This window comes from Paraburkholderia saeva (assembly GCF_907164555.1).
Lineage (GTDB): Bacteria > Pseudomonadota > Gammaproteobacteria > Burkholderiales > Burkholderiaceae > Paraburkholderia > Paraburkholderia saeva.
On sequence record NZ_CAJQZC010000001.1, the window covers coordinates 24618 to 50441 of the forward strand.

25 protein-coding genes and 1 tRNA gene are annotated in these 25824 nt (G+C 61.9%); 13 read left to right on the top strand and 13 right to left on the bottom strand.

Annotation, left to right across the window (positions count from 1 at the left end; translation table 11 throughout):
- Nucleotides 1-51 precede the first annotated feature (51 nt).
- From ftsZ to lpxC, 3 genes are all read left to right on the top strand, one after another.
- Entirely contained in the window at nt 52-1251 is a 1200-nt protein-coding gene (ftsZ, locus tag LPA36_RS00100) for a cell division protein FtsZ (protein WP_228874101.1), read from the top strand.
- Between the two features lie 222 nt (nt 1252-1473).
- Nucleotides 1474-1977 carry a peroxiredoxin gene (locus LPA36_RS00105; protein WP_228874102.1) on the top strand — a complete coding sequence of 168 codons (504 nt, stop codon included), beginning with the start codon at nt 1474-1476 and terminating at the stop codon, nt 1975-1977.
- Between the two features lie 276 nt (nt 1978-2253).
- Nucleotides 2254-3171, top strand: coding sequence for a UDP-3-O-acyl-N-acetylglucosamine deacetylase (lpxC, locus tag LPA36_RS00110; RefSeq protein ID WP_090538061.1), 918 nt, complete (start codon nt 2254-2256; stop codon nt 3169-3171).
- Nucleotides 3172-3247: 76 nt separating this feature from the next.
- Here the strand turns inward: lpxC and LPA36_RS00115 are convergent, their stop codons facing one another.
- Entirely contained in the window at nt 3248-3745 is a 498-nt protein-coding gene (locus tag LPA36_RS00115; protein WP_228874103.1) for a DciA family protein, read from the bottom strand.
- A gap of 301 nt (nt 3746-4046) precedes the next feature.
- Here LPA36_RS00115 and secA point away from each other — a divergent pair, with 301 nt between their 5' ends.
- The 4 genes from secA (at nt 4047) to LPA36_RS00135 (ending at nt 9626) form a co-directional block, all read left to right on the top strand.
- Nucleotides 4047-6860 (top strand): preprotein translocase subunit SecA, encoded by a 2814-nt coding sequence (gene secA, locus LPA36_RS00120; protein WP_228874104.1) that lies wholly within the window; start codon nt 4047-4049, stop codon nt 6858-6860.
- Nucleotides 6861-7035: 175 nt separating this feature from the next.
- A complete protein-coding gene (gene argJ / locus LPA36_RS00125) occupies nt 7036-8277 on the top strand; it encodes a bifunctional glutamate N-acetyltransferase/amino-acid acetyltransferase ArgJ (protein WP_228874105.1) in 1242 nt (413 codons plus the stop codon).
- Nucleotides 8278-8295: 18 nt separating this feature from the next.
- The gene (locus LPA36_RS00130) at nt 8296-9189 is read left to right on the top strand and encodes an ATP-binding protein (RefSeq protein ID WP_228874106.1); all 894 of its coding nucleotides are present in this window, start codon (nt 8296-8298) and stop codon (nt 9187-9189) included.
- Nucleotides 9186-9626 (top strand): NUDIX domain-containing protein, encoded by a 441-nt coding sequence (locus tag LPA36_RS00135; RefSeq protein ID WP_228874107.1) that lies wholly within the window; start codon nt 9186-9188, stop codon nt 9624-9626. The genes LPA36_RS00130 and LPA36_RS00135 overlap by 4 nt, the downstream gene beginning before the upstream one ends.
- A 15-nt stretch (nt 9627-9641) precedes the next feature.
- On the opposite strand, the gene LPA36_RS00140 is transcribed toward LPA36_RS00135, so the two are convergent.
- From LPA36_RS00140 to LPA36_RS00180, 9 genes are all read right to left on the bottom strand, one after another.
- Entirely contained in the window at nt 9642-9839 is a 198-nt protein-coding gene (locus LPA36_RS00140; RefSeq protein ID WP_228874108.1) for a DNA gyrase inhibitor YacG, read from the bottom strand.
- A gap of 119 nt (nt 9840-9958) precedes the next feature.
- Entirely contained in the window at nt 9959-10714 is a 756-nt protein-coding gene (gene zapD / locus LPA36_RS00145) for a cell division protein ZapD (protein WP_228874109.1), read from the bottom strand.
- A 265-nt stretch (nt 10715-10979) separates the two neighbouring features.
- Nucleotides 10980-11582: a dephospho-CoA kinase gene (gene coaE, locus LPA36_RS00150; protein WP_228874110.1), complete on the bottom strand. Its 603-nt coding sequence runs from the start codon at nt 11580-11582 to the stop codon at nt 10980-10982.
- A gap of 3 nt (nt 11583-11585) precedes the next feature.
- Entirely contained in the window at nt 11586-12512 is a 927-nt protein-coding gene (locus LPA36_RS00155; protein ID WP_228874111.1) for a prepilin peptidase, read from the bottom strand.
- A 28-nt stretch (nt 12513-12540) separates the two neighbouring features.
- A complete protein-coding gene (locus LPA36_RS00160; RefSeq protein WP_228874112.1) occupies nt 12541-13776 on the bottom strand; it encodes a type II secretion system F family protein in 1236 nt (411 codons plus the stop codon).
- Nucleotides 13773-14981 (bottom strand): GspE/PulE family protein, encoded by a 1209-nt coding sequence (locus LPA36_RS00165; protein WP_228874113.1) that lies wholly within the window; start codon nt 14979-14981, stop codon nt 13773-13775. The genes LPA36_RS00160 and LPA36_RS00165 overlap by 4 nt, the downstream gene beginning before the upstream one ends.
- A gap of 245 nt (nt 14982-15226) precedes the next feature.
- A complete protein-coding gene (locus tag LPA36_RS00170) occupies nt 15227-16531 on the bottom strand; it encodes an HlyC/CorC family transporter (protein ID WP_228874114.1) in 1305 nt (434 codons plus the stop codon).
- A 152-nt stretch (nt 16532-16683) separates the two neighbouring features.
- Nucleotides 16684-16760 (bottom strand) — tRNA-Pro (locus tag LPA36_RS00175).
- A gap of 40 nt (nt 16761-16800) precedes the next feature.
- Nucleotides 16801-17793 (bottom strand): polyprenyl synthetase family protein, encoded by a 993-nt coding sequence (locus LPA36_RS00180; protein ID WP_228874115.1) that lies wholly within the window; start codon nt 17791-17793, stop codon nt 16801-16803.
- 214 nt (nt 17794-18007) lie between these two features.
- Between LPA36_RS00180 and rplU the strand changes: the two genes are divergently transcribed.
- From rplU to proB, 4 genes are all read left to right on the top strand, one after another.
- Entirely contained in the window at nt 18008-18319 is a 312-nt protein-coding gene (rplU, locus tag LPA36_RS00185; protein ID WP_007180329.1) for a 50S ribosomal protein L21, read from the top strand.
- Between the two features lie 24 nt (nt 18320-18343).
- Nucleotides 18344-18607, top strand: coding sequence for a 50S ribosomal protein L27 (gene rpmA, locus LPA36_RS00190; RefSeq protein ID WP_228874116.1), 264 nt, complete (start codon nt 18344-18346; stop codon nt 18605-18607).
- Nucleotides 18608-18764: 157 nt separating this feature from the next.
- The gene (gene cgtA / locus LPA36_RS00195; protein ID WP_228874117.1) at nt 18765-19880 is read left to right on the top strand and encodes an Obg family GTPase CgtA; all 1116 of its coding nucleotides are present in this window, start codon (nt 18765-18767) and stop codon (nt 19878-19880) included.
- A gap of 84 nt (nt 19881-19964) precedes the next feature.
- Nucleotides 19965-21083: a glutamate 5-kinase gene (gene proB, locus LPA36_RS00200; RefSeq protein ID WP_228874118.1), complete on the top strand. Its 1119-nt coding sequence runs from the start codon at nt 19965-19967 to the stop codon at nt 21081-21083.
- Nucleotides 21084-21210: 127 nt separating this feature from the next.
- Here proB and LPA36_RS00205 read toward each other — a convergent pair whose 3' ends face one another.
- Complete coding sequence (locus tag LPA36_RS00205; RefSeq protein WP_228874119.1) at nt 21211-21762, bottom strand: CNP1-like family protein; 552 nt, start codon at nt 21760-21762, stop codon at nt 21211-21213.
- A 76-nt stretch (nt 21763-21838) separates the two neighbouring features.
- A complete protein-coding gene (locus LPA36_RS00210) occupies nt 21839-22513 on the bottom strand; it encodes an RNA pyrophosphohydrolase (protein ID WP_228874857.1) in 675 nt (224 codons plus the stop codon).
- 272 nt (nt 22514-22785) lie between these two features.
- On the opposite strand from LPA36_RS00210, the gene LPA36_RS00215 reads away from it, so the two are divergent.
- Both LPA36_RS00215 and LPA36_RS00220 read left to right on the top strand, forming a co-directional pair.
- Nucleotides 22786-24522 carry a proline--tRNA ligase gene (locus LPA36_RS00215; protein WP_228874120.1) on the top strand — a complete coding sequence of 579 codons (1737 nt, stop codon included), beginning with the start codon at nt 22786-22788 and terminating at the stop codon, nt 24520-24522.
- Between the two features lie 12 nt (nt 24523-24534).
- Entirely contained in the window at nt 24535-25134 is a 600-nt protein-coding gene (locus LPA36_RS00220; RefSeq protein ID WP_228874121.1) for a MarC family protein, read from the top strand.
- Nucleotides 25135-25232: 98 nt separating this feature from the next.
- Here the strand turns inward: LPA36_RS00220 and LPA36_RS00225 are convergent, their stop codons facing one another.
- The gene (locus tag LPA36_RS00225; RefSeq protein ID WP_228874122.1) at nt 25233-25784 is read right to left on the bottom strand and encodes a hypoxanthine-guanine phosphoribosyltransferase; all 552 of its coding nucleotides are present in this window, start codon (nt 25782-25784) and stop codon (nt 25233-25235) included.
- Between the last annotated feature and the right edge of the window lie 40 nt (nt 25785-25824).

A 25824-nucleotide genomic window follows, 5' to 3' on the forward strand; every position in this document is an offset into this window, starting at 1 on the left:
ACGGCCGAGTAGCTGCTTAGCGGCAGTACATTTTTTCTTGACGGAGGCAACATGGAATTCCAGATGCTGGAAACCGAAACCAACGGCACCATCATCAAGGTGGTTGGGGTAGGTGGCGCTGGCGGCAATGCCGTTCAGCACATGATCAACCGCGGCGTGCAAGGCGTCGACTTCATCGTGATGAACACGGATGCACAGGCACTGTCGCGCTCGCGCGCCACGGCTGTGATCCAGCTCGGCAACACCGGTCTCGGCGCGGGCGCCAAGCCGGAAATGGGCCGTTCGGCAGCAGAAGAAGCACGTGAGCGCATCGCCGATGCACTGCGCGGCGCGCACATGGTGTTCATCACCGCGGGCATGGGCGGCGGCACCGGCACGGGCGCAGCACCGGTCGTGGCACAGATCGCCAAGGAGATGGGCATTCTGACCGTCGGCGTCGTCAGCAAGCCGTTCGAATTCGAAGGCGGCAAGCGGATGCGTGTGGCAGAAGCAGGTTCGCAGCAACTGGAGGATCACGTCGACTCGCTGATCGTCGTTCTGAACGACAAGCTGTTCGAGGTGATGGGCGATGACGCCGAGATGGATAAATGCTTCCAGTGCGCAGATGACGTTCTGAACAACGCAGTCGCCGGTATCGCGGAAATCATCAATGTGGACGGCCTCGTGAACGTCGACTTTGAAGACGTGAAGACGGTGATGGGCGAGCAGGGCAAGGCGATGATGGGCACGGCGACGGTTGCCGGCGTCGATCGCGCGCGTCTTGCGGCTGAGCAGGCTGTTGCCAGCCCGCTGCTGGAAGGTGTGGACCTGTCGGGTGCGCGTGGCGTGCTCGTGAACATCACGTCGAGCCGTTCGCTGCGTCTGTCGGAAACGCGCGAAGTGATGAACACGATCAAGAGCTATGCTGCTGAAGACGCAACCGTGATTTTTGGCGCAGTCTACGATGATGCAATGGGCGACGCGCTGCGCGTGACGGTTGTGGCAACGGGTCTCGGCCGTGCGGCGAAGAAGCAGCAATCGGCACCGATGACGCTGCTGCGTACCGGCACCGACAACCAGCCGGTCAGCGGCCATGCGCACGCGTATACGCCCCAGCAGCATCATACGAGCGCGGCCGATTACGGTTCGCTGGATACGCCGGCCGTCTGGCGCACGTCGCGCGATACGGCTGCTTCGCACGTGCAGGCGCTGCAGGAAAAGGGCGTCGACACGTACGATATCCCGGCGTTCCTGCGCAAGCAGGCGGACTAACCGCAGGCTGGGCTGCGCTGCGGCACGTTTGATGCGTGCCACCAGCGGTATGCACGGGCGTGGCGGGTGAAGGGCGAACAAGGCCGCGTTTCCTCAGAGGCGCGGCGGGGACAGATGCCCTCTTCGTATTCGCGAAGCGGATCGGGCAACTGTCGGCAAACGTCAGTTCACTGCGACACGAAAACGTGCGAATGCAAGCCGCATCGATGTAAAGGACTGAGCATGATTCAGGTAGGTGAAAAGCTGCCGGAAGCAATCGTCTACGAATTGATCGAAGACGAGCGCGAAGGCTGCACGATCGGGCCCAACAGCTTCGACGTGCGCGAACAGACCGCGGGAAAGCGCGTGGTGATCTTCGGATTGCCGGGTGCGTTCACGCCGACCTGTTCAGCGAAGCACGTGCCGGGTTATGTCGAACACGCCGCCGCATTGCAGGCGGCCGGTATCGACGAGATCTGGTGCGTGTCCGTCAACGACGCGTTCGTCATGGGCGCGTGGGCACGCGATCAGCACACCTCGGGCAAGGTGCGCATGATGGCGGACGGAAGCGCGGCTTTCACGCGGGCGCTCGGTCTGGAGCAGGATCTGTCGGCGCGTGGCATGGGAATCCGTTCCCAGCGCTACGCCATGGTGGTCGACGACGGCGTGGTCAAGACGCTGAAAATCGAGGCACCCGGCAAATTCGAAGTCAGCGATGCAGCGAGCATTCTCGCCACGTTGAGCTAGCTGCGGGCGTCCGTTTTGCCGTTCTGTCCTGTGAAATGTTGCAGGCAGGCAACGACACGATGACGCTAATGTGACTGGCCGTTACGCGGGTCGATGTCCGGAAACGCCTCCGTTCCGGGTGTCGGCCCGTCACGCTTTCCGCGCGACAGCTTTGAAGTAAAAATGAGAAACAGATTGATACGTTCGGTGAAAACCCGATGTGAGGTTGATGGAGTATAATTCGCGCTATGGAATAAAAAATCCCGATTGGGATTTTCAATCGAATAGAAGACCATTATGTTGAAGCAGCGCACAATCAAATCGATCGTCAAAACGGTCGGCATCGGCTTGCATTCGGGCCGCAAGGTCGACCTGACGCTCCGTCCGGCGGGTCCGGACACGGGCATCGTGTTCACGCGCGTGGATCTGGCCACGCCGGTGGAGATTCCTGCACAGGCGATGGCGATCGGCGATACGCGTCTCGCTTCGGTGTTGCAGAAAGACGGCGCGCGCGTGTCGACGATCGAGCATCTGATGTCCGCCTGCGCCGGTCTTGGCATCGACAACCTGTATGTCGATGTCACCGCTGAAGAAATTCCCATCATGGACGGTAGCGCGGCTTCTTTCGTGTTCCTGATCCAGTCGGCGGGCGTGGAAGAGCAGAACGCCGCCAAGAAATTCATCAAGGTCACGAAACCGGTCGAAATCCGCGACGGTGACAAATTTGCCCGTCTGGAGCCGTTTTTTGGCTTCAAACTGAAGTTTACGATCGATTTTCGTCATCCGGCCGTCGACAAGACTGGCCAGGCGCTCGAAGTCGATTTCGCGAATACGTCGTATGTGCGTGAAATCGCGCGTGCCCGTACGTTCGGCTTTGCGCACGAAGTTGAAATGATGCGTGAACTGGGTCTGGCGCGCGGTGGCAGCATGGACAACGCGATCGTGCTCGACGAATACCGCATCTTGAACAACGACGGTCTGCGTTACGACGACGAGTTCGTGAAGCACAAGATGCTCGATGCGATCGGCGACCTGTACGTGGTGGGGCATCCGCTGCTGGCTTCGTACAACGCTTACAAGTCGGGTCACGGCCTGAACAACCAGCTGCTGCGCGAGCTGCTGGCGCACGAGGATTCGTACGAAATCGTCACTTTCAACGATCCGAAGCAGGCCCCGCGTGGCTTTGCCTACGATACGCAGACGGCATTTGCCTGATAGCCGACGGGCGGTTCAGCACCGCTGGCGTGGTTGACGGAACGAATAGCAGGAAACAGGCGGCCTTCGGGGCCGCCTATTTTTTGGGCTCGCGACTAATGCGATGCCGGGCCGCCATTCTGGCGAGCGCCTCTCGCAGCGGCGAGGGCGCGAGCGTTTCGCTGAGCGCATGCAGTGCTTCGGCGCCGCGCGCCGTCATACGTGCCTGTTTGGGCTGCGGCGGCTCTTTCACTGCCTGCGGACGCACGCGGATGCGCAGCGAATTGACTGCCCAGCCGCGTTGCTGCAAATCCGACAGCAGACGGGGTTCAAGATGTCGCAGGCGCGCGGCAAGCGCGTTGTGTGCGGCAAAAAGCGTCAGTCCCCCTTCCTTGATGAAACCGGGTTCGACACTCGTCGCCAGATAATCGGGCAGAAGCTGCTTCAGATCGCGCTCCAGCGCGGCAATCTGCTCGACCCCGGCGCGCAGGGCGGCGAACGCATCAGTGCGATTGAGCACTTCTGAGATGGCCTGCGGGCGGCGTGCCGCGTTCGTGCTTGAAAACGGCCTTGAAAACGACGAGAAACGGCTCATATTTTCGCGGAAGCTTTCGAGGTGAGGACAGGCGGAAACCGGCGGCAGAACTGATGTTGCCGACCCTACGCCGTGATGCCCGGATTGTACCCCGTCGCTTGCGCGCCGGGCCGTCGTCGGGGGCTACGGGAGCGCGGCCCGCACTGACCCTGGCCAATCCGCCATGGACACAGGCGTAGCCGAACCTGCGTGCTAAAATCCCCGATTCGAATTCACTCTTGGACCTAAGCCGCCGGGGCCGTCGTTTCCGGGCTCACACACCGTGTGACCGGGCCGCAGCCGCGACGCAGACACCGATCCGATGACCACCGGTTTTCTACAAAAGATTTTTGGCAGCCGCAACCAGCGGCTCGTCAAGCAATATCAAAAGACCGTCGCGTCGATCAATGCGCTCGAACCGCAGATCGAGCAGTTGACGGATGATCAACTGCGCGCAAAAACCGGTGAGTTCCGACAGCGTGTCGCGAGCGGCGAATCGCTCGACAAGCTGCTGCCGGAGGCCTTCGCCGTCTGCCGCGAAGCGAGCAGGCGCGTTCTGCATATGCGCCACTTCGACGTGCAGCTCGTCGGCGGCATGGTCCTGCACTACGGCAAGATCGCGGAAATGCGCACCGGCGAAGGCAAAACGCTCGTCGCTACGCTGCCGGTCTACCTGAACGCGTTGTCTGGCCGCGGCGTGCACGTCGTGACGGTGAACGATTATCTTGCACAGCGCGATGCCGAATGGATGGCGCGCCTGTACAACTTCCTCGGCCTGTCGGTGGGTATCAACCTGTCGCAGATGGATCACGACGCGAAGCAGCAGGCTTACGCGTCGGATATCACGTACGGCACAAACAACGAATTCGGCTTCGACTACCTGCGCGACAACATGGTCTACGAGACCGACGCGCGCGTACAGCGGGCGCTCAATTTTGCGGTCGTCGACGAAGTGGACTCGATCCTGATCGACGAAGCGCGTACGCCGCTGATCATCTCCGGCCAGGCGGAAGATCACACCGAACTCTACGTGCGCATGAACGCGCTGCCGCCGCTGCTCGAGCGTCAGATCGGTGAAGAAAAGGCCGATGGTACGGGCGTCGAAAAACCGGGCGACTACACGCTCGACGAGAAAGCACGTCAGGTGTTCCTCACCGAATCGGGCCACGAAAAGGCGGAGCGCCTGCTCGCCGACTGGGGTCTGATCGGCGAAGGCGAAAGCCTGTACGCACCGCAGAACATCACGCTGATGCACCACGTGTACGCGGCGCTGCGCGCACACACGCTGTTCTTCAAGGACCAGCACTACGTCGTGCAGAACAACGAAGTCGTGATCGTCGACGAGTTCACTGGCCGTCTGATGTCGGGCCGCCGCTGGTCGGACGGGCTGCACCAGGCCGTCGAGGCGAAGGAACACGTCAAGATCCAGAGCGAAAACCAGACGCTCGCTTCGATCACGTTCCAGAACTACTTCCGTATGTACGCGAAGCTGTCGGGCATGACGGGCACGGCCGATACCGAAGCGTACGAATTCAACGAGATCTACGGACTGGAGACGGTCGTCATTCCGACAAACCGCCCGCCGAAGCGGATCGACAAGCAGGATCAGATCTACAAGACGGCGAAGGAGCGTTACGACGCCGTCATCCGCGACATTCGCGAGTGCTATGAGCGCAGCCAGCCGGTGCTGGTCGGTACGACATCGATCGAGAACTCCGAGCTGCTGTCGAACCTCCTGACCAAGGCGGGCCTGCCGCACGAAGTGCTGAACGCGAAGCAGCACGCACGTGAAGCGGCAATCGTTGCGGAAGCGGGACGTCCGAAGCGCGTGACGATTGCGACCAATATGGCCGGTCGCGGCACGGACATCGTGCTGGGCGGTAATGCGGAAAAGCAGGCCACGTTCCTCGAGCTCGACGAGTCGATTCCCGCCGACGAAAAGGCGCGCCGCATCCAGCAACTGCACGACGAATGGCAGGCGCTGCACGATGAAGTGAAGGCCGCGGGCGGTCTGCACATCATCGGCACCGAGCGTCACGAATCGCGCCGGATCGATAACCAGCTGCGCGGCCGTGCCGGCCGTCAGGGCGATCCGGGTTCGTCGCGCTTCTATCTGTCGCTGGACGATCCGCTTCTGCGCATTTTCGCGGGCGACCGGGTGCGCTCGATCATGGATCGCCTGAAGATGCCGGAAGGCGAGGCGATCGAAGCGGGCATCGTCACGCGTTCGATCGAATCGGCGCAGCGCAAGGTCGAAGCACGCAACTTCGATATCCGCAAGCAGCTGCTCGAATACGACGACGTGTCGAACGACCAGCGCAAGGTGATCTATCAGCAGCGTAACGAGTTGCTCGAAGCGCACGACATTACCGAAACGATCGGCGCGATGCGTCACGGCGTGATCGCCGATATCGTCCATCAGTTCGTGCCGGCGGGCAGCATCGAAGAGCAGTGGGACGTGCCTGAGCTGGAAGAAGTGCTGCGTAACGAATGGCAGCTTGATCTCGCAATTCAGGAGATGATCAACGAGTCGAAGTCGATCGATGCCGGCGAAATTCTCGAAGCCGTTACGGCAGCCGCCGACGAAGCATACGAAGGCAAGGTCGAACTCGTGGGTCGCGAATCGTTCAGCGCGTTCGAACGCTCGATCATGCTGCAGACGCTCGATCGCAGCTGGCGCGAACACCTCGCGGCACTCGATCACCTGCGTCAGGGCATCCATCTGCGCGGCTATGCGCAGAAGAACCCGAAGCAGGAGTACAAGCGCGAAGCATTCGAACTGTTCGCCGCGATGCTCGACGCCGTGAAGCTCGAAGTGACGCGCGTTGTGATGAACGTGCAGATCCAGTCGCCGGAGCAGCTGGAGCAGGCGGCCGAGCAGTACGAAGAGCAGGGCAGCCATCTCGAGAACGTCGAGTTCCGTCATGCCGAGTTCGCGGAAGCGGGTGAAGCAGCGGCGGTGCCGGTTGCGGCCGATGCAGCCGCAGCCATGATCGGCGATGCAATGAGCCACGGCCACCACGCGCCGGGCTCGCAGCAACTGGCGGGAGATAACGTGCCGAAGGTCGGCCGCAACGACCCCTGCCCGTGCGGCAGCGGCAAGAAGTACAAGCAGTGCCACGGCAAGATTGCCTGAGTTGAAAAACGGCGCATGCATCGCAACTGGTGCACGCGCCGCGTCGTTCCATCTGCGCCATTTAGTCAGTTGGCGCAAGCTGGTTCTCTGGTGGTCCGGCGTTCGCCCGGTCCGCTCATGTTGATTCCCGATGTCGGTTCCGTGCCGGCACGCTCATCTCCGACAGGTTGCCAACATGGCTGTCAATTTCCCCTCGATCGATCCCGCTCAACTGCATCCTGTCGCCGGCGTCACGCTGGGCTGGGCCGAAGCGAACATCCGCAAGCCGAATCGGAAGGACGTGCTCGTCATCTCCGTCGACGAAGGCGCGACAGTCGCGGGCGTGTTCACGCAGAACCGTTTTTGCGCTGCGCCGGTGACGGTGTGCCGTGAGCATCTGGAGCGGGTTCGCGCTGGCGGTAAGGCCATTCGTGCGCTCGTCGTGAACACCGGCAACGCGAACGCCGGCACCGGCGAACCCGGTCTCGCGCATGCGCGCGAAACCTGCGTCGAACTCGCACGTCTCGCGGACATCGCGCCGGAGCAGGTGTTGCCGTTCTCGACCGGCGTGATTCTTGAGCCGCTGCCGGTCGACCGTCTGAAGGCCGGTTTGCCCGCCGCCCTGGCGAACCGCAAGGCCGCGCACTGGTACGACGCCGCTCAGGCGATCATGACGACCGACACGCTCGCCAAAGCCACATCGCGCCAGGTGACGATCGACGGCCACACGGTCACGCTGACCGGCATCAGCAAGGGCGCCGGCATGATCAAGCCGAACATGGCAACGATGCTCGGCTTCCTCGCGTTCGACGCCAACGTCGCCCAGCCGGTGCTCGACGCGCTGGTGAAGCACGTTGCGGACCGCTCGTTCAACTGCATCACGATCGACGGCGATACGTCGACGAACGACTCGTTCATCCTGATTGCATCGGGCAAGTCGAGCCTGCCGGCGATCGCCTCTACCGAATCCGCCGCCTACAGCGCGCTACGTGACGCCGTGACCGAAGTCGCGCAGACGCTCGCGCAACTGATCGTCCGCGATGGCGAGGGCGCAACGAAGTTCATGACCGTGAACGTCGAAGGCGGCAGGGACATCGCCGAATGCCGCCAGATCGCCTACGCGATCGGCCATTCGCCGCTCGTGAAGACCGCCTTCTACGCGTCTGATCCGAACCTTGGTCGCATTCTCGCCGCGATCGGCTATGCAGGCGTGAACGACCTCGATGTCGGCCGGATCGACCTGTACCTCGACGACGTGCTCGTCGCGAAAGCCGGCGGACGCAATCCGGACTATCGCGAGGAAGACGGCCAGCGCGTCATGAAGAAAAGCGAGATCGCGATTCGCGTGGTGCTCGGTCGCGGCGACGCGCAGGGCACGATCTGGACCTGCGACCTCTCGCACGACTACGTCAGCATCAACGCCGATTACCGTTCCTGATACCGGGCTGCATACACGATGGACAAACTCGAACAGTTTTTGACGCGCGCCGAAGCGGTACTCGGCCGCCTGGAAGCGATGCTTCCGCCCGCTGCAGCCAATGTCGACTGGTCGGCGGCCGTTGCATTCCGCTGGCGCAAGCGTCAGGGGCGCGGTTACCTGCAGCCGGTACCATCGATTTCGACGATCTCGCTCGACGATCTGCAGAACATCGACCGCCAGAAGTCGCTCATCGAGCAGAACACGCGTCAGTTCGTGCACTGCCAGCCGGCCAACAACGTGCTGCTGACGGGCGCGCGCGGCACGGGTAAATCGTCGCTGATCAAGGCGTGCCTGAACGCGCACGCCAAAGACGGTCTGCGCCTGATCGAAGTGGACAAGGACGACCTGCACGATCTCGGCGACATCGTCGATCTGATTGCTACGCGTCCGGAGCGGTTCATCGTGTTCTGCGACGATCTCTCGTTCGAAGAAGGCGAATCCGGCTACAAGGCGCTGAAGGTGGCGCTCGACGGCTCGGTGGCCGCGCAGTCGGACAACGTGCTGATCTACGCGACCTCGAACCGGCGCCATCTGCTGCCCGAGTACATGAGCGACAACGAGACGTACAAGCACACGTCCGATGGCGAGATCCATCCGGGCGAAGTGGTCGAGGAAAAGATTTCGCTGTCCGAGCGCTTTGGCCTGTGGGTGAGTTTCTACCCGTTCAAGCAGGACGATTACCTGGCGATTGTCGGCCACTGGCTGCGCCATTTCGGTTGCACCGACGCCGAGGTCGAAGCGGCACGCGGCGATGCGCTCGTCTGGGCGCTGGAGCGCGGCTCACGTTCGGGCCGGGTGGCATGGCAGTTCGCGCGCGACCGGTCGGGGCGCAAATCCCAGGCGCCGCAGGCGTCTGCAGAGGGCGCATGACGGCCGCCGCTGACCTCGCTGCCGACGGGGGCGCTGCAGGCACTACGCGGCCAGTCACTGAAGTCGCGGTCGGCGTGCTGGTGCAGCCGGACGGCCGCTACCTCCTTGCGCAGCGGCCCGCTGGCAAGCCGTACGAAGGCTACTGGGAGTTTCCAGGCGGAAAGCTGGAGCCGGGCGAATCGGTGGAAGCCGCGCTCGCCCGCGAACTGCACGAGGAGCTCGGGATCGACGTGAAGGCGAGCCATCGCTGGCATACGCTCGAACACGACTATCCGCACGCGTACGTACGGCTCTATTTCTGCAAGGTGACCGAGTGGGACGGCGAGCCGCACGGACGCGAAGGTCAGGCCTTCGTCTGGCAGGCGTTGCCTGCCGAAGTCTCGCCGCTGCTGCCGGCCACCATTCCCGTGCTGGAATGGCTGGCTGCGGAGCAGTAGCGCGCGGCTGCGGTTTCAGTGCGGGTTGTAGTCGCCGGAGGGCGTTTCGTCCGAAGGCGGTTCTTCGTCGGTGCCGCCGATCTTGTACTTTTCGGCGGCCCACGCTCCGAGGTCGGTCTGCTTGCAGCGATCCGAACAGAACGGGCGGAAGCGGTTTTCAGGTGTCCAGCGGACGTCCTTTCCGCAAGTTGGGCATTTGACGACAGTGGGCATACGGTCAGGCGATCATCGCATTCAGGAACGGGAAGCTTCAAACATGGGGCCAACCGGGACATTATAAAAGGCGGCATCGCACGGCCATCGCGATTGCCCTGACTGCACGAGGCCCGCCGTTACAGGCTGCACAACGTAAGCTGGAACGGTACGTCGACATCGACTGCGCGCGGCCTCAGGTCGCCGTCCTGCACCGTGAAACGCACCCACAGCATGTACTTGTTGGCGCTCGCCTCCGGAATCACCCGCAATTCCGGTGCCACTCTCACCTGCATCAACTGATACGAACGGCCCGAGAGCATCTGCTGGTAGCTCCCCTGCATCGCCATCACTTTTGACGCCTGGCCCGATTCGCGCGCGAGGCGCAGCACGATCGTAGCGGCATCACGCAGCGGCAGCAGCGGCGTCACCCACTTGGCGATGTCCTGGCGACGCTGATCCGGATGCGTCTGTTGCCACGCGAAGTACGACGGCAGATCGAACTTGCAGGTTCCACCAGGAATGATTGCGCGGCTGCGGATGCTTGCGAGCCACTCGTTGTCTGCAAGATGCTGGCCTGTTTTGCCCTGCATCTGTGTGAGGCCAGCGAGTGTCTGTTCGATTTCTCCCAGGACGGCTTCGAGTGCGTTCTGCTCGATGCCAGGATTTCCGCGAAACGGCGCCAGTGTCTGGCGTTGCCGTTCAAGCTCTTTCATCAGATCCGACTTCAGATCCGCGCGGCCCGCGACTTCGGCGATTTCGAAGAGGGTCGTCAGCGCAACATGGTGCTCCCTGGCGTCTTCCTGGGTCAGAAAGAACGTGAAGCGCTCGAACAGATCTTCGAGGCGCAACAGCGTACGGATTCGCTCGTTGAAGGGATACTCGTAAAGGATCAAGCGCGCTCGCCTCTGGCGTGGTCGGTGACGGGATTGCAGGACATTCTAATGCCGTGTGACTACCCTAGCAATCACGCACTTTTTTCGCCCGTTCAGGCGCATTTTCTGCGTCGGAATCGCGATCGCCCTGTGACCGCGCCGGCGGCCGGTTTCGTGGCGGGATGTGGCGTTGGCAAAGCACCGGGTTTGCGGTGCTGCGAGCGGCCTGCGGCGCTCGTGTAGCGCAACGCGTACTGCTTGCCATGGCTATCGCGCGAGCGGCGTATTACGTCCCGGCTAGCGAGACGTACTGCCGGTGCAACGCGTCGACTTCTCTGGAAAGCGTCTCGATGGAAACGGCATCGTTGACGATGACATCATCCGCCGCAGCCAGTCGCGCTTCGCGGGTTGCCTGACGCTCGATGATCGCGAGTACCTGTTCGCGCGTGAATGCGTTGCGGCGCATGACCCGTTCGATCTGCGTTTCGACGGTGCAGTCGACGGCGAGCACGCGGTCGACGCGGTTCTTCCAGCTACCCGATTCGACGAGCAACGGTACGACCACCATGACATACGGCCCGCGCGCCTCGCTTCGTTCGCGCTCCGTTTCGGCGCGGATCAGCGGATGCGTGATCGCTTCGAGTCGCGAGCGCGCTGTATCGTCGCTGAAGACCAGCGCGCGCATCTGCGCACGATCGAGTGAGCCGTCGTGCGCAACGAACGATGGACCGAACTCCGTTGCAATCGATGGCATCGCGAGGCCACCGGGCGCGGTAATGCGATGGGCAATCACGTCGGTGTCGACAAGCGGTACGCCGCGCATGGCGAAGAGATCCGCGACGGTGGACTTGCCACTACCGATTCCGCCCGTTATCCCGACAGCAAACATGTTTCAGCTCCCCAACACCTGGTACAGCGGCGTACCGAGAAACAAGGTGATTGCGCCGCCGGCCGCGAGGAACGGACCGAACGGCAACGGCTCCTCGAAGCGCATCCGGCCACGCCACGTTGCAAGCAATCCGACGACCGCGCCTGCTACCGCGGCGATCACGACAATCTGCGGCAGCGACGCCCAGCCGAGCCACGCGCCGAGCGCTGCGAGCAGCTTGAAATCGCCATAGCCCATGCCCTCGATGCCACGTATCAGCTTGAAAAGCCAGTGGACGCACCACAGCGTGAGGTAGCCCGCGATCGCGCCGAGCACCGCGTCGTGCAGCGTGGAAAACGTGCTTTCGAAGTTGATGATGAGGCCGGCCCACAGAAGTGGCAACGTCATTGAGTCGGGCAAGAGGTGCGTATCGATGTCGATGGCGCTCATCGCGAGAAGCGTGGCACAGAGTCCGAACGCAACGAGCGCGGTACCTGTCGCGCCGAACGTCACGAGCGATCCGGCCGCAAGCGCAGCACTCGCAATTTCGATCACGGGATAGCGCAGGCTCACACGCGTGTGGCAATGCGAGCAACGGCCGCGCAGCAGCAGATAGCTCAGGACGGGAATGTTTTCCCATGCCTTCAGCGTATGTCCGCAATGCGGGCACGCGCTGCGAGGGAGCCACAGGTCAAAGCGCGCGGGAAGGGTGTCGCCTTCGAACGTCTGGCCGGTCGTCTCGCTGACTTCATTGCGCCAGGCGCGCTCGAGCATGATCGGCAACCGGTATGCCACCACGTTCACGAAGCTGCCGATGACGAGGCCAAATACGATGGCGAATGCAATCTGCGCGCTGACGGGCAGAGCGCTGAACGCTGCGGTGACGCTGGCTGTGTAATAGCCCAGCGGGCCGCCAAAAGGGGAGTCGGTCAGGTTTGTTATCGCGCGCATGGTTGAATGACTGGATTCGGCTGCGATGCTACACCACGTTGCCGAGTTGAATGATGGGAAGATACATCGCGATGACGAGACCACCGACGAGTATGCCCAGCACCATGATGACAAGTGGCTCACAGAGACTCGCGAGTGTGCCGATCTTTTCATCGACCTGCCGGTCGCAGAGTGACGCGACGTCGATCAGCATCGCATCCAGCGCGCCCGATTCCTCGGCGACGGCGACGGGTTGAACGATTTCCGGCGGAAAGCAGCCTGCGGTCTGCATGGCGGCGGCGAGACGCTCCCCGCGACGCAGCCGGAGCGCTATATTGCCGGTCTCGCGATCGACGTAAGCGTTGCCAGTAGCGTGCGTCAGGGAATCGAAGGCGTCCGATAACGGCGTACCGGCGGAGAGCAGTGTGCCGAGCGCGCGACTCCAGCGCGCCGAGCACAGCGTTGTCAGTAGCGGTCCGGCGATTGGCAGTTTCAGCGTCAGGCGTGCGAATGAAATGCGCGCCTTGTCCGAGCGGCGTAACACGTGCGCGATGGCGAAGCTCGCCCCGACGACGCATACGAGTGCGGGCACGCTCCAGCGTGCGGCGGCCGACGAAAGCGCAATTACGAACTGCGTGGGTACGGGCAGTTTTGCGCCGAAGCCGTCGAAGATCTGCTGAAACGTCGGCACGACCCATACGAGGAGTGCCGCGGTGATGGCAAGCGCGAGCAGCAGGATCGCGACTGGGTAGGTGAGCGCGGCCCTGACCTTTGCCCGTTGTGCGGCGGCACGCTCACGGTCATCTGCGATGCGCGCGAGAACCGAAGCGAGCGCGCCGGTTGCTTCGCCGACTCCGACCAGCTGACAGTACAGCGCGCCGAATTGCGCGGGATGCCTTTCAAGCGCGGCGGAGAAGCGCAGGCCTGCGGTGATGTCGCGCGCCAGCGCGCCGACGATGCGCGGCATGCCCTCCCGGCCACGGCGCGCCGGCGACTGCGCCAGCACGTCGAGTGCGGGTGCGAGCGGCAGCCCCGCGCGTAGAAGGCTTGAAAGTTGTCGGGTAAACAACGTGACTTCGGCGGCGCGTGCCTTCGGTCGCGGTGCCTGCCCACGCGCGTCGAGTTCGTAGACGAAGAGGTTGTCGCGTTTGAGTTGTGCGCGGGCGACGGCTGGATCCGGCGCGATCAGTGTGCCGCGACGTCTGACGCCGTTCGAGTCCACGGCGTGCCACGCAAAGCGCACGTCGGGCGACGAAACGTGTAACGGAGGTGGGGGCATGTTCATGCAACCTCCGTTGCTGCCATGGCTTCGGCGAGGCTTGTTGTGCCGTCTCTTACACGGGCAAGTGCTGCTTCGCGAAGCGTGCCGACATGTTCGGCCTGCGCCTGTTTCGCAATTGCAAGCGTGCCCGCGCGCGCAACGATCAACTCGCGCATGGCGTCCGAAACCGGCATCACCTGATGCACACCGATCCGTCCGCGATAACCCACGCCGTGACATGCGATGCAGCCTTTTGGTGTGTACGGATGCCAGCCGTCGAGATGCGCTTCCGGAACGCCTGCTGCGCGAAGCGCGGCGCCTGATTCGTTCGCCGGTACACGGCATGCCACGCATAGTCGCCGCACGAGACGCTGTGCGGTCACCACGCGTAGCGCCGCTGCCAGGTTATAAGGCGCGACGCCGATGTCCATCAGCCGGGCGACAGCGGCCGGTGCGTCGTTCGTGTGCAGCGTCGAGAGCACAAGGTGGCCGGTCTGCGCGGCCTTGACGGCGACGTCCGCCGTTTCTTCGTCGCGGATTTCGCCCACCATGATGACGTCCGGATCCTGACGCAGGAACGCACGCAGCGCGACGGCGAACGTGAGCCCGGCTTTTTCGCGGACGCTGACCTGGTTGATGCCCGCCATCTGGATTTCTGACGGGTCTTCGACCGAGCACAGATTGCGAGATTCGGCGTTCAGCATTTGCAGGAAGCAGTACAACGAGAGCGTCTTGCCGCTGCCCGTCGGCCCGGTGACGAGCATCAGCCCGTGCGGGGCACGAATCGCAGCTTTGACCGCATCGCGCTGGATGGAGTCGAGCCCGAGCGCGTCGAGCGAGAGTTGTGCGGGCAGCGTTTCGAGGCGACGCAGCACGAGTTTTTCGCCATGCAGCGTGGGCAGCGAGTTGACGCGATAGTCCCCGGTGCGCCCCGCCACGGCTGCGAGCCGCAAACGCCCGTCTTGCGGGATGCGTCGCTCGGCAATGTCCATTCTGGCAAGCACCTTCACGCGGGTGATGAACGCATCGCGCAGATGCGCGGGCGGGCGCGCGATCTCATGCAGCACGCCATCGATACGCAGACGGATCCGCCAGTCATGTTCACCGGGTTCGATATGCAGATCGGAGGCATTCCTGTTCGCTGCTTCTATCAGCGTGTCGGTCAGTAATCGCACAGCAGGCGTGGTGTCGGAATCCGGATCGACGGGTACATCCGCATCGTGTCGCAATCTGCTGGGGGCCTGTGCGGTCCCGACGCCGTTGAACGCGCGCGACACAGGGTGCGTAACCGTACGAGCCGCTGACTGACCATGAAGAGGCGCAGCGTCACCATCGTGAGCGGCAGTGCGTGACGCCGTGGAAGGGGCGGTGCGAGAAGTAAGAGAGTGCATCGGAATCCGGCTTGAGGCCGCCTGCAAAATGCGATGACCTCATCATCGTCGCAGCTCGCTTTGCGCACCAGCCGGCCGGATGGCTAGTCTCGCGCAGCCTTCTTGAGTTTCGTGCCCGTGCGCGTAGCCGGGCGGAAGATCTTGACCGTGCGAATTGCCTGATCGTCGCTTCGCAGCACTTCGAGTTTCACCTCGCCGATGCGAACGCATACGTCGCCTTCCGGAATTTCTTCGAGCATTTCGAGGATCAGGCCGTTAAGCGTTTTCGGGCCGTCGGTAGGGAGTGTGAGTTGTAGCCAGCGGTTCAGCTCACGCAGGGGCATGCCACCCGTCACGATGCATTCGCCGTTGTCATCCCAGCCGCCGCGCGAACTGGCGCTTCGCGGAATGGATGTCGTGAATTCGCCGATCAGCTCTTCGATGATGTCTTCCGGCGTGACGAGGCCTTCGAGCTCGCCATATTCGTTGACGACGAGCGCCGTGCGCTGCCGGCTTTCCTGGAAATACTGAAGCTGCTGGAACACGGGCGTGCCCGTCGGCACGAAGTAGGGTTCTGTGAGCAGCTCGCGCAACGTCTCGCGCTCCAGCTCCTGGTTGTGAAGGGCGGCGAGCGTTTTTCTGACGTGCAGCACGCCAAGCACCCGGTCGATATCGCCCTGGTACACGATCAGCTTGTTGTGATAGCAGGTTTCGAGCTGATGCAGGATCTGTTCGAACGGCGCATCGAAGTCGAGCGCCTCGATCCGGCGGCGCGGAATCATTACGTCGTCGACGGAAATGTTTTCGAGGTCGAACAGGTTGAGCAGGATGCTACGGTGCTTGGTCGGCATGAAACTGCCGGACTCGAGCACGATGGTGCGCAGTTCTTCCGTTGACAGACGCTGGTCACGGCCGCCCTTGGTATTAATGTGCAACAGGCGCAGGATGCCGGTCGCGAAGAGATTGACAAACCACACCAGCGGCCGCGCGATGCGCATCATGGGCGCGATCAGCAGGCTGGCGGGCAGCGCGATTTTTTCCGGGAACGTCGCGCCGACGATCTTCGGTGTGATCTCCGCGAACACGATGATCAGAAACGCGACGATGCCGGTCGCGATCGACAGCACGACGTTGTCATGCCCGAACGTATGCAGCGCGATGGACGTCGTCAGTACAGGGATGATCGTGTTCAGCAGGTTATTGCCGATCAGGATCACGCTCAGCAACTGGTCCGTGTGCGTGAGCAGCATCTGCGTGGTTTTGGCGCCGAGCGTGCCCTGTGTGGCGAGGTGCTTCAGGCGGTGACGGTTCAGCGCCATCATCGCCGTTTCGGATATGGAAAAGAAACTTGAGCAGATGAGCAGCACAAAGACGGCGCTGATTTGCGCCCATAAGGGAATTTGGTCCACGCGTCGCGAAGTAGAGGAAAAGGGGGATGGAGAGAAATATAGCAGAGGGTGCAGCTGATGCCCGTCTGGCCGGATGGCATAGGACGCGTGCACCGCGGCTCGAAACCTGAAGGCGAAAAAAAACCGCGCGTTTGCGCGGTTTTTTCAGATTCTGGTCGGGGTGAGAGGATTCGAACCTCCGGCCTCTACGTCCCGAACGTAGCGCTCTACCAGGCTAAGCTACACCCCGAATTGGTATTACTTGGACTACTGCTGCATTTCAGTCTTGTTCAAGACTGTCTTGCCGTCGAGTAAGAACATAATTCTAGCAGGCTTTCTTTGTAAATGGAATCCGGAAACGAAGAAATTGCTGCGGCGGCCGCCTGTGCCTCCTGCTTGGCGCACTCAAGCGTGTGATCCAGAGCTCCTGAGCGCGTGATCGCCTCGAAAATGGTTTCGAAGCGGTCGGTGCCCCCCTGTTCGATGGCCTCGCGTGCGAGCGCCGACTGTTCGGGCGTACCGCACTCGATCAGATAGATGAGCGGCAGCGTTGGTTTGCCTTCGCGCAGATCGTCGCCGGCGTTCTTGCCCATCGATTCAGCGGTGCCCGTGTAGTCGAGCCAGTCGTCCATGATCTGGAAGGCTGTGCCGATACGCCGGCCGAATTCCGCCGATGCCGCTTCGATCGTCGCATCCGCGCCAGCAAGCACTGCGCCGAGTTGTGCCGCGGCCTCGAACAGTTTCGCTGTCTTGTAGCGGATCACCTGCATGTAGCGGGCTTCGTCCACGTCGGCGTCGTGCATGTTCAGAAGTTGCAGCACCTCGCCTTCCGAGATGATGTTCGTCGCCTCGGACAGGATTTCCATTACGCGCATCTTGCCGACGCCAACCATCATCTGGAACGAGCGCGAATACAGGAAGTCGCCCACCAGCACGCTCGCCGCGTTGCCAAACAGGGCGTTCGCCGTCTGGCGGCCGCGGCGCAGATCCGATTCGTCGACCACGTCGTCATGGAGCAGCGTGGCCGTATGGATGAATTCCACGACTGCCGCCAGTTCGTGCCGGTGCCCCGTCGTTTCGCCCAGCGCGCCGGCGACGAGCAGCAGCAGCGCTGGACGCAGCCGTTTCCCGCCGGCACTGATGATGTACTCGGAGATCTGGTTGATCAGCATCACCTCCGACGCCAGACGGTGCCGGATAACGCGGTTCACCTGCTGCATGTCTTCGGCGATCGGAGCGAGGAGGCTGGCGGCGTTGGGGGAGGGGGTGGCAGTCGACGACATGATGGCGAAAAGGGGTAGTGCCGCGAATTATAAGGCGAATCGCGGCCATTCCGCGCCGCAGCCTGCGAGATCGCTGCAGGAATGGCCATCCGGCCAGTCCCGAGCGGCCTTCCCGGGGAAGTCAACTGCTTTTGACTGTGCCGCTAACTCTATGTATAATCACGGGTTTCCGCGCGTGGTGCGTGGGGAAAATGAATACAGAGTGAGGTTCTCAATGTACGCGGTCATAAAAACCGGCGGCAAGCAGTATAAGGTTGCTGTCGGCGAAAAACTTAAAGTAGAACAGATACCGGCAGACATTGACGCTGAAATCACGCTCGACCAGGTTCTCGCAGTGGGCGAAGGCGAATCGATTAAGTTCGGTACGCCGCTGGTCAGTGGGGCTTCCGTCAAGGCTACCGTCGTGTCCCAGGGTCGTCACGCAAAAGTGACCATCTTCAAGATGCGTCGCCGGAAGCACTACCAGAAGCATGGCGGCCACCGCCAGAACTACACCGAACTGCGCATCGACGCTATCAACGCGTAAGCGCACCGGTCAAGGAGCTAACAAATGGCACACAAAAAGGCAGGCGGATCGTCCCGGAACGGCCGCGACTCCGAGTCGAAACGACTTGGCGTGAAAGTGTACGGCGGTCAGGCCATCAACGCTGGCGGCATCATCGTGCGTCAACGCGGCACGCGTATGCACCCGGGTGAAAACGTCGGTATCGGCAAGGATCACACCTTGTTCGCGCTGACGGACGGCCACGTCAAGTTCACGACGAAAGGCGCCGACAGGAAGCATCTGGTCAACGTAGTCCCGGCAGCAGCCTGAGTTTATTCAGGCACGGGCTTCAGGACCGGAACAAAGGCCCCGCGAAGTTAGCGGGGCTTTTTTTATTGCCGCGTGCGCGGGTATTTGGCCATCCGGATGATTGGTCAACGCGCGACAGTCGCGGCAAAATGGCATTAAACACGGGACGGAGTTACTCATGAAGTTCATTGACGAAGCGAGGATTGAAGTCATCGCCGGCGACGGAGGGGATGGCAGCGCGTCGATGCGCCGCGAGAAGTTTGTCCCATTCGGTGGCCCCGACGGTGGCGACGGTGGCCGCGGCGGTAGCGTGTACGCAGTAGCGGACCGCAACATCAACACGCTGATCGACTACCGATACGCGAAGAAGCATCAGGCGCGCAACGGCGAAAATGGTCGCGGCTCGGACTGCTACGGCAAGGGCGGCGACGATATCACGCTGCGCATGCCGGTCGGCACGACTATTCTCGATATGGAAACCGGCGAGCTGATCGCCGACCTGACCGAACATAACCAGTCGGTTCAAATCGCCGCAGGCGGTTCGGGCGGCCTCGGCAATCTTCACTTCAAGTCGAGCACGAACCGCGCGCCGCGTCAGAAGACTGACGGCAAGCCGGGCGAGCGTCGCATGGTGCGCCTTGAACTGAAGGTGCTGGCGGATGTTGGTCTGCTTGGCATGCCGAACGCCGGCAAGTCGACGTTTATCTCCTCGGTGTCGAATGCAAAACCGAAGATCGCAGACTATCCGTTCACGACGCTGGCACCGAATCTGGGCGTTGTACGTGTCGGGCCGAGCCGCAGTTTTGTCATTGCCGATATTCCCGGCCTGATTGAGGGCGCAGCCGAAGGCGCGGGCCTCGGCCATCAGTTCCTGCGACATCTGCAACGCACAGGGTTGTTGCTGCATATCGTCGACCTCGCACCATTTGACGATGCGGTCGATCCCGTCGCTGAGGCGCGCGCGATCGTCAACGAACTGCGCAAATACGATGAGTCACTCTACGACAAGCCGCGCTGGCTCGTGCTGAACAAGCTCGACATGGTGCCGGACGAGGAGCGCGCGGAGCGGGTCGCCGATTTCCTTAAGCGCTATGAATGGAATGGCCCGGTCTACGAAATTTCCGCGTTGACGGGTCAGGGTTGCGAGAGTCTGATTTACGCCATCTACGACCACATCGCGGCCCATTCTGACGCCCAGCGCGCTGCTGAGGCCGAAGATCTGGCCGCTGACGTCCGCTTCCGCGAAAAACCGGCAGGTGATGCTGGCGCCGAAGCAGTCCAGCCGCAAGAATAGCCACCCGTCGTTTGAAGGTCTGCACGCTCCGTGAAAGCGGGCGTGCGGGCAGGCCTCACGCATTCTCTTGGGAGACCGCGCACAATGCGTTCCGTCATCGCCGATTCCAGGCGTCTGGTTGTGAAAGTCGGTTCGAGCCTCGTCACAAACGACGGGCGTGGGCTCGATCATGCGGCGATCGGTCGCTGGGCGGCCCAGATCGCGGCGTTGCGTGAACAGGGCAAGGAAGTCGTCCTTGTCAGCTCGGGCGCGATCGCTGAGGGTATGCAGCGGCTCGGCTGGACGAAGCGTCCGCGCGAGATCGACGAATTGCAGGCGGCAGCGGCTGTTGGTCAAATGGGGCTCGCGCAGGTGTATGAAAGCCGCTTTGCCGAACATGCGATCCGTACCGCGCAGATTCTGCTCACGCATGCCGATCTGGCCGATCGTGAACGCTATCTGAACGCACGCTCGACGCTGCTCACACTCCTGCGCCTTGGCGTCGTGCCGATCATCAATGAGAACGACACGGTCATCACCGACGAAATCAAGTTCGGCGACAACGACACGCTCGGCGCGCTGGTCGCGAATCTCATAGAAGGCGATGCGCTGGTGATTCTGACTGACCAACAGGGCCTTTACACCGCGGATCCGCGTAAGGATCCGGCGGCAAAGCTCGTCGAGCAGGCGGATGCCGGCGCGCCAGAACTCGAGGCGATGGCGGGCGGCGCGGGGTCGAGTATCGGCCGTGGCGGCATGCTGACCAAGATTCTCGCCGCGAAACGCGCGGCACACAGCGGTGCGAACACGGTCATCGCGAGCGGACGCGAACCGGACGTTCTGGTGCGGCTCGCTTCAGGCGAGGCAATCGGCACGCAACTGATCGCGCGTACCGCGCGAATCGCCGCGCGCAAGCAATGGATGGCGGACCACTTGCAGGTGCGCGGTCACGTCGTCATCGATGATGGCGCCGTCGAGAAGCTGACCGCAGGTGGCAAAAGCCTTTTGCCCATCGGTGTTGTTGGCGTGCAGGGTGTATTTGCGCGCGGCGAGGTCATCGCGTGTCTGAATGCTGCGGGTCGCGAGGTCGCGCGCGGCCTGACCAACTACAGCAGCGCAGAAGCAAAGCTGATTCAGCGGCGCCCCAGCAGCGATATCGAGTCGGTACTCGGGTACATGCTTGAACCAGAGTTGATCCACCGGGACAACCTCGTGCTGGTTTAACGGCCTGTCCGCAGGGTGACCTCAGGCAGTACGAAAAAAAGCCGCTCCTGGGAGCGGCTTTTTTCGTAACGTCCTGCCTCGGGTCGTTGCGCCGGCACGAAAACCCGGCAGCGGCGCCCAACGATATCTAGCGGATCAACACGCTCTGCGTCCGGTGAAACTTGACGTTTTCGACGATCCGTTGCGCGTTGGCGACCGGAATCTTGTTCGCGCAGAAATAATCCTGGTAAAGCGCCGCGTGATAGGCATTCAGTTCGCCGTTTTCGATGCGGGAGAATGCGTTTTCGACGGTGCGGTCCCAGTCACTGTGATCAGCGTCGAGGCCCGCATACAGACGCCATTCGTACGTGTCGCAGCGGATACCTTCGTAGTTCACGTTACGCGCGCCGCTCGGGCTTGTAATCACGACGGTGTATCGCACGACGCCGTCGGTACCTACGGTCACCGACTTCGAATCCAGCGAAAAATGCAGCGGCGTATTCTGTGACACGTCGAACGGCAGCAGGTTGGCTTGCTGTGGCAGCGGCGGCAATGCGTCGACCTTGTTTTCAACCCAGTTGGAAGGCTTGTCGAGCAGATACTGGAACGCGCTGTCGTCCTTGTTGGAAGGCGTGCTGGAGCAGCCAGCCAGCAAGGCACCCGTGGCGAGACACGCCACGGCGAAAATTGAAGCTTTCAATATGATTTCCTCGAAACGCCGGCGCAGCATGTCCCATGCCGCACCGGCAGATGCAGCATGAACAGCCGCACAGGGTTCAATCGCGCACGAGCGTCGACGAACGGATTTCGGAGGTTTCGACATCCCCGCAATCCGTTTCGATCGTCGTGCGAATCGACGTCTCGACCGTCATCAGCGACCCTGACGATTCGAGTGACGCGCTTTCCGCCGCCATCGTGCTGACCACCCGGGGATAACGCGGCCCATGATGCCCGGCCGGTTTCTCCCCGCGCGGCGCCGTACGACGCAGAAAACGCGACAGCTCCGTCAACGCCAACTGATACACATCCCGCTTGAACTCGATCACACAGTCAAGAGGCACCCAGTACTCGTTCCAGCGCCAGGCATCGAACTCCGGATGGTCGCAGGCGCGCAGGCAAATATCGCAATCGCGCCCCACCATTCGAAGCAGAAACCAGATCTGTTTCTGGCCGCGGTAATGACCACGGACTTCACGCTTGATGAACTTGTCCGGCACCTCGTAACGCAACCAGTCGCGCGTGCGACCGATGATCTTGACGTGTTCCGGAAGCAGGCCGGTTTCTTCGTGTAACTCCCGATACATCGCTTGCACGGGGGTTTCACCATACTTGATGCCCCCTTGCGGAAACTGCCAGGAATGTTCACGGAGCCGTTTGCCCCAAAACACCTCGTTGTGCGCGTTCAAGAGGATGATGCCGACGTTCGGGCGAAAGCCTTCACGATCCAGCATACAACCACCTTCGAATCCTTTAAAATTGCTTTGATTATAAACAGATAACGGACCTGACGCACCGGATCGCACCAGAATGGAACGATTCGCCGCAAAAGGGCGTCGTCGAGGTAGTCTTCCGGATCAGGCCCTGTGGGTCAGTCGGGCCATGATTGGCCGGACCGCTGCGCAAGCCGCCGCCGCGCCGGCTGAACGTCGCAAAGGGTCCGCGAATCCCCGTTTTATCTTTTTGGACGGCTCAGATTGTGCCGCCGTTTTTGGAAAAATTCTGAATGAAAGCCTCCCGTTTCTTTATCGGCACCCTGAAGGAAGCTCCTTCTGACGCAGAAATCGTCAGCCACAAGCTGATGGTGCGCGCCGGCATGATCCGTCGCGTTGCTGGCGGCATTTACAACTATCTGCCGATCGGCCTGCGTTCGATCCGCAAGGTGGAATCGATCGTGCGCGAGGAAATGAACCGCGCGGGCGCGATCGAGCTCCTGATGCCGGCCGTGCAGCCGGCCGAGCTGTGGCAGGAATCGGGGCGCTGGGTAAAGTACGGTCCGGAACTGCTGCGTTTCAAGGATCGCAAGCAGAACGATTTCGTGATGGGTCCGACGCACGAGGAAGTCGTCACCGACATCGCGCGCAACCAGATCAAGAGCTATCGTCAGTTGCCGGTCAACTTCTATCAGGTGCAGACGAAGTTCCGCGACGAAATCCGTCCGCGCTTCGGTGTGATGCGTGGCCGCGAATTCATCATGAAGGACGCGTACTCGTTCGATAAGGACATGGACGGCCTGCGCGAGTCGTATCGCAAGATGTACGACGCATACGTGCGCATCTTTACGCGCCTCGGTCTCGAATTCCGCGCGGTCGCGGCGGATAACGGCTCGATCGGCGGCAGCGGTTCGCACGAATTCCACGTGATCGCCGATACCGGTGAAGACGCAATCGCCTATTGCCCGACGTCGGATTTTGCCGCGAACGTCGAAGCGGCCGATGCGCTGCCGCTGATCGCGCAGCGCGCCGCGCCCACCGAAGCAATGACGAAGACGTCGACGCCCGGCAAGGCGAAGTGCGAGTCGGTCGCCGAGTTCCTCAGCATTCCGCTGCAACGCACGATCAAGTCGATCATCGTCGCGACCGAAAACGAAGGCGCCGAGCCGACCATCTGGTTGCTGATGCTGCGGGGCGACCACGAAATGAACGAGATCAAGGTCAACAAGATCCCGGGTCTCGGCGACTTCCGTTTTGCGACGGAAGCGGAAATCGTCGAATGGTTCGGTACGCCACCGGGCTACCTCGGTCCGATCGGCACGAAGAAGCCGGTCAAGGTGATCGCCGATTCGACGGTCGCGAACATGAGCGACTTCGTCGTCGGTTCGAATGAAGTCGATTTCCACACGACGGGCGTCAACTGGGGCCGTGATCTGCCGGAGCCGGTCGTCGCCGATATCCGCAACGTGCAGAAGGGCGATCCTTCGCCGGACGGCAAGGGCGTGCTCGACATCTGCCGTGGCATTGAAGTCGGCCACGTGTTCCAGCTGGGCAAGAAGTATTCGGAAGCGATGAACGCGACGTTCCTCGACGAAAACGGCAAGCCGCAGAACATGGAAATGGGCTGCTACGGCATCGGCATCACGCGTATTCTCGGCGCCGCCATCGAACAGAATTTCGACGACAAGGGCATCATCTGGCCGGAATCGATTGCACCGTTCGAAGTCGTGCTGTGCCCGATGGGTTACGACCGCAGCGACGCCGTGCGTGAGCACGCCGACCGCCTGTATGCGGAACTGGTCGAAGCGGGCGTCGATGTGATTCTCGACGATCGCGGCGAGCGCCCGGGCGTGATGTTCGCCGACTGGGAACTGATTGGCGTGCCGCACCGGCTCGTGATTGGCGATCGCGGCCTGAAGGAAGGCAAGGTCGAATATCAGGGCCGTCGCGATACGGAAGCGACACTGCTGCCGGCCGAAAGCGCTGCAGCCTCGGTGACGGAGAAGATTCGCGCAGCGCTGGCCGGCTAGCCGGAGCGGACGGTGGAGTACAACTTCCTGTCCGCCACGGTTCTGCTGATCCTGATCACAGACCCGCTCGGCAACATTCCGCTTTTCATCGGTTGCCTGCGGGGCGTCGCGCCGCATCGGCGGATCAGGGTCATCCTGCGCGAAGTCGCGATCGCGTTCGTGATCCTGCTGGTGTTCATGGTCGTCGGCGACCGATTTCTGCGCATGATGAGTCTCACCGATCTGTCATTGCGGATCGGCGGCGGCATCGTGCTGTTCCTGATTGCGCTGCGGATGATTTTTCCGCATCCGGACGGCCCGTTCGGCGGCGACGCGCGCGGCGGCGAACCATTGATCGTGCCGCTCGCGATTCCCGCGCTGGCCGGTCCGTCCGCGCTCGCGACCGTGATGCTGCTGACGTCGCAGGCGCCCGGCAAAACGGTCGAATGGATCGGCGCGCTCACGGTCACGATGATCGTCTGCGCGATCGTGCTGGTGCTGGCCGAGCGCATACAGGCGTGGCTCGGCGAGCGCACCGTGATGGCATTCGAACGGCTGATGGGTCTCGTGCTGGTCGCGATTTCGGTGGAGATGATCCTCGGTGGCATCCGCGCGTTCGTGCATCAGCTTTGACGTGGGAACGTGCTAGCAGGCAGGCACGACAGGCAACAAAAAAGCGACCCGAGGGTCGCTTTTTTGTTGCCAATGTCAATGCAAATGCAAACAGAACGTCACGCGCCTTCGGTCAACGCCCGGATTGTGGGCAGATTGCGCCAGTAACCCTTCGCGTCCATTCCGCAGCCGAACACATAGCGGTCCGGCACTTCGAAGCCGCAGAAGTCCGGGTGCAGCGGCTTCGCCTTCGGAATGATCTTCTCGCACAGCACCGCGCTCATGAAGCGCTTTGCGCCCATCGCGAGAATGCGGTCGCGGATCGCGGCCATCGTCTCACCTTCGTCGAGGATGTCGTCGAGCACGAGCACGACGCGGTCCTTGACCGACTCCGCCGGCGCCACGCGCCACTGCATTTCGCTGCCACCTTTGGTGGTGTTGCGGTAGCGCGTGAGGTGGATGTAGTCGAACTCAAGCGGGAAGTCGAGGTGCGGCAGCAGCATGCCGGTGAATACCGCAGCGCCGCCCATCACCGAAAGGACAAGCGGGAATTCCTCGCCCATCTCGGCGCGGATGGCGTCCGCCATGCCGCCGATCGAGGCGTTGACGTCGGCGGCCGAAACGATTTCTTCGGAGTGGCTGAAAATGTGGAGCGCTTCTTCGCGGTTCATGACGTCTGGCGAGCGGTGACTGTATACATAGTGTGAGAGA

What these genes read in the sequence shown, in the direction of transcription:
- LPA36_RS00130 (WP_228874106.1), top strand. Translation starts at nt 8,296, where the DNA reads ATGGACAAACTCGAACAGTTTTTGACGCGCGCCGAAGCGGTACTCGGC.
- LPA36_RS00180 (WP_228874115.1), bottom strand. Translation starts at nt 17,793, where the DNA reads ATGTCGTCGACTGCCACCCCCTCCCCCAACGCCGCCAGCCTCCTCGCT.
- LPA36_RS00135 (WP_228874107.1), top strand. Translation starts at nt 9,186, where the DNA reads ATGACGGCCGCCGCTGACCTCGCTGCCGACGGGGGCGCTGCAGGCACT.
- coaE (WP_228874110.1), bottom strand. Translation starts at nt 11,582, where the DNA reads ATGTTTGCTGTCGGGATAACGGGCGGAATCGGTAGTGGCAAGTCCACC.
- rplU (WP_007180329.1), top strand. Translation starts at nt 18,008, where the DNA reads ATGTACGCGGTCATAAAAACCGGCGGCAAGCAGTATAAGGTTGCTGTC.
- lpxC (WP_090538061.1), top strand. Translation starts at nt 2,254, where the DNA reads ATGTTGAAGCAGCGCACAATCAAATCGATCGTCAAAACGGTCGGCATC.
- argJ (WP_228874105.1), top strand. Translation starts at nt 7,036, where the DNA reads ATGGCTGTCAATTTCCCCTCGATCGATCCCGCTCAACTGCATCCTGTC.
- LPA36_RS00215 (WP_228874120.1), top strand. Translation starts at nt 22,786, where the DNA reads ATGAAAGCCTCCCGTTTCTTTATCGGCACCCTGAAGGAAGCTCCTTCT.
- LPA36_RS00155 (WP_228874111.1), bottom strand. Translation starts at nt 12,512, where the DNA reads ATGCGCGCGATAACAAACCTGACCGACTCCCCTTTTGGCGGCCCGCTG.
- LPA36_RS00140 (WP_228874108.1), bottom strand. Translation starts at nt 9,839, where the DNA reads ATGCCCACTGTCGTCAAATGCCCAACTTGCGGAAAGGACGTCCGCTGG.
- rpmA (WP_228874116.1), top strand. Translation starts at nt 18,344, where the DNA reads ATGGCACACAAAAAGGCAGGCGGATCGTCCCGGAACGGCCGCGACTCC.
- LPA36_RS00210 (WP_228874857.1), bottom strand. Translation starts at nt 22,513, where the DNA reads ATGCTGGATCGTGAAGGCTTTCGCCCGAACGTCGGCATCATCCTCTTG.
- LPA36_RS00160 (WP_228874112.1), bottom strand. Translation starts at nt 13,776, where the DNA reads ATGAACATGCCCCCACCTCCGTTACACGTTTCGTCGCCCGACGTGCGC.
- LPA36_RS00225 (WP_228874122.1), bottom strand. Translation starts at nt 25,784, where the DNA reads ATGAACCGCGAAGAAGCGCTCCACATTTTCAGCCACTCCGAAGAAATC.
- cgtA (WP_228874117.1), top strand. Translation starts at nt 18,765, where the DNA reads ATGAAGTTCATTGACGAAGCGAGGATTGAAGTCATCGCCGGCGACGGA.
- ftsZ (WP_228874101.1), top strand. Translation starts at nt 52, where the DNA reads ATGGAATTCCAGATGCTGGAAACCGAAACCAACGGCACCATCATCAAG.
- secA (WP_228874104.1), top strand. Translation starts at nt 4,047, where the DNA reads ATGACCACCGGTTTTCTACAAAAGATTTTTGGCAGCCGCAACCAGCGG.
- proB (WP_228874118.1), top strand. Translation starts at nt 19,965, where the DNA reads ATGCGTTCCGTCATCGCCGATTCCAGGCGTCTGGTTGTGAAAGTCGGT.
- LPA36_RS00105 (WP_228874102.1), top strand. Translation starts at nt 1,474, where the DNA reads ATGATTCAGGTAGGTGAAAAGCTGCCGGAAGCAATCGTCTACGAATTG.
- LPA36_RS00115 (WP_228874103.1), bottom strand. Translation starts at nt 3,745, where the DNA reads ATGAGCCGTTTCTCGTCGTTTTCAAGGCCGTTTTCAAGCACGAACGCG.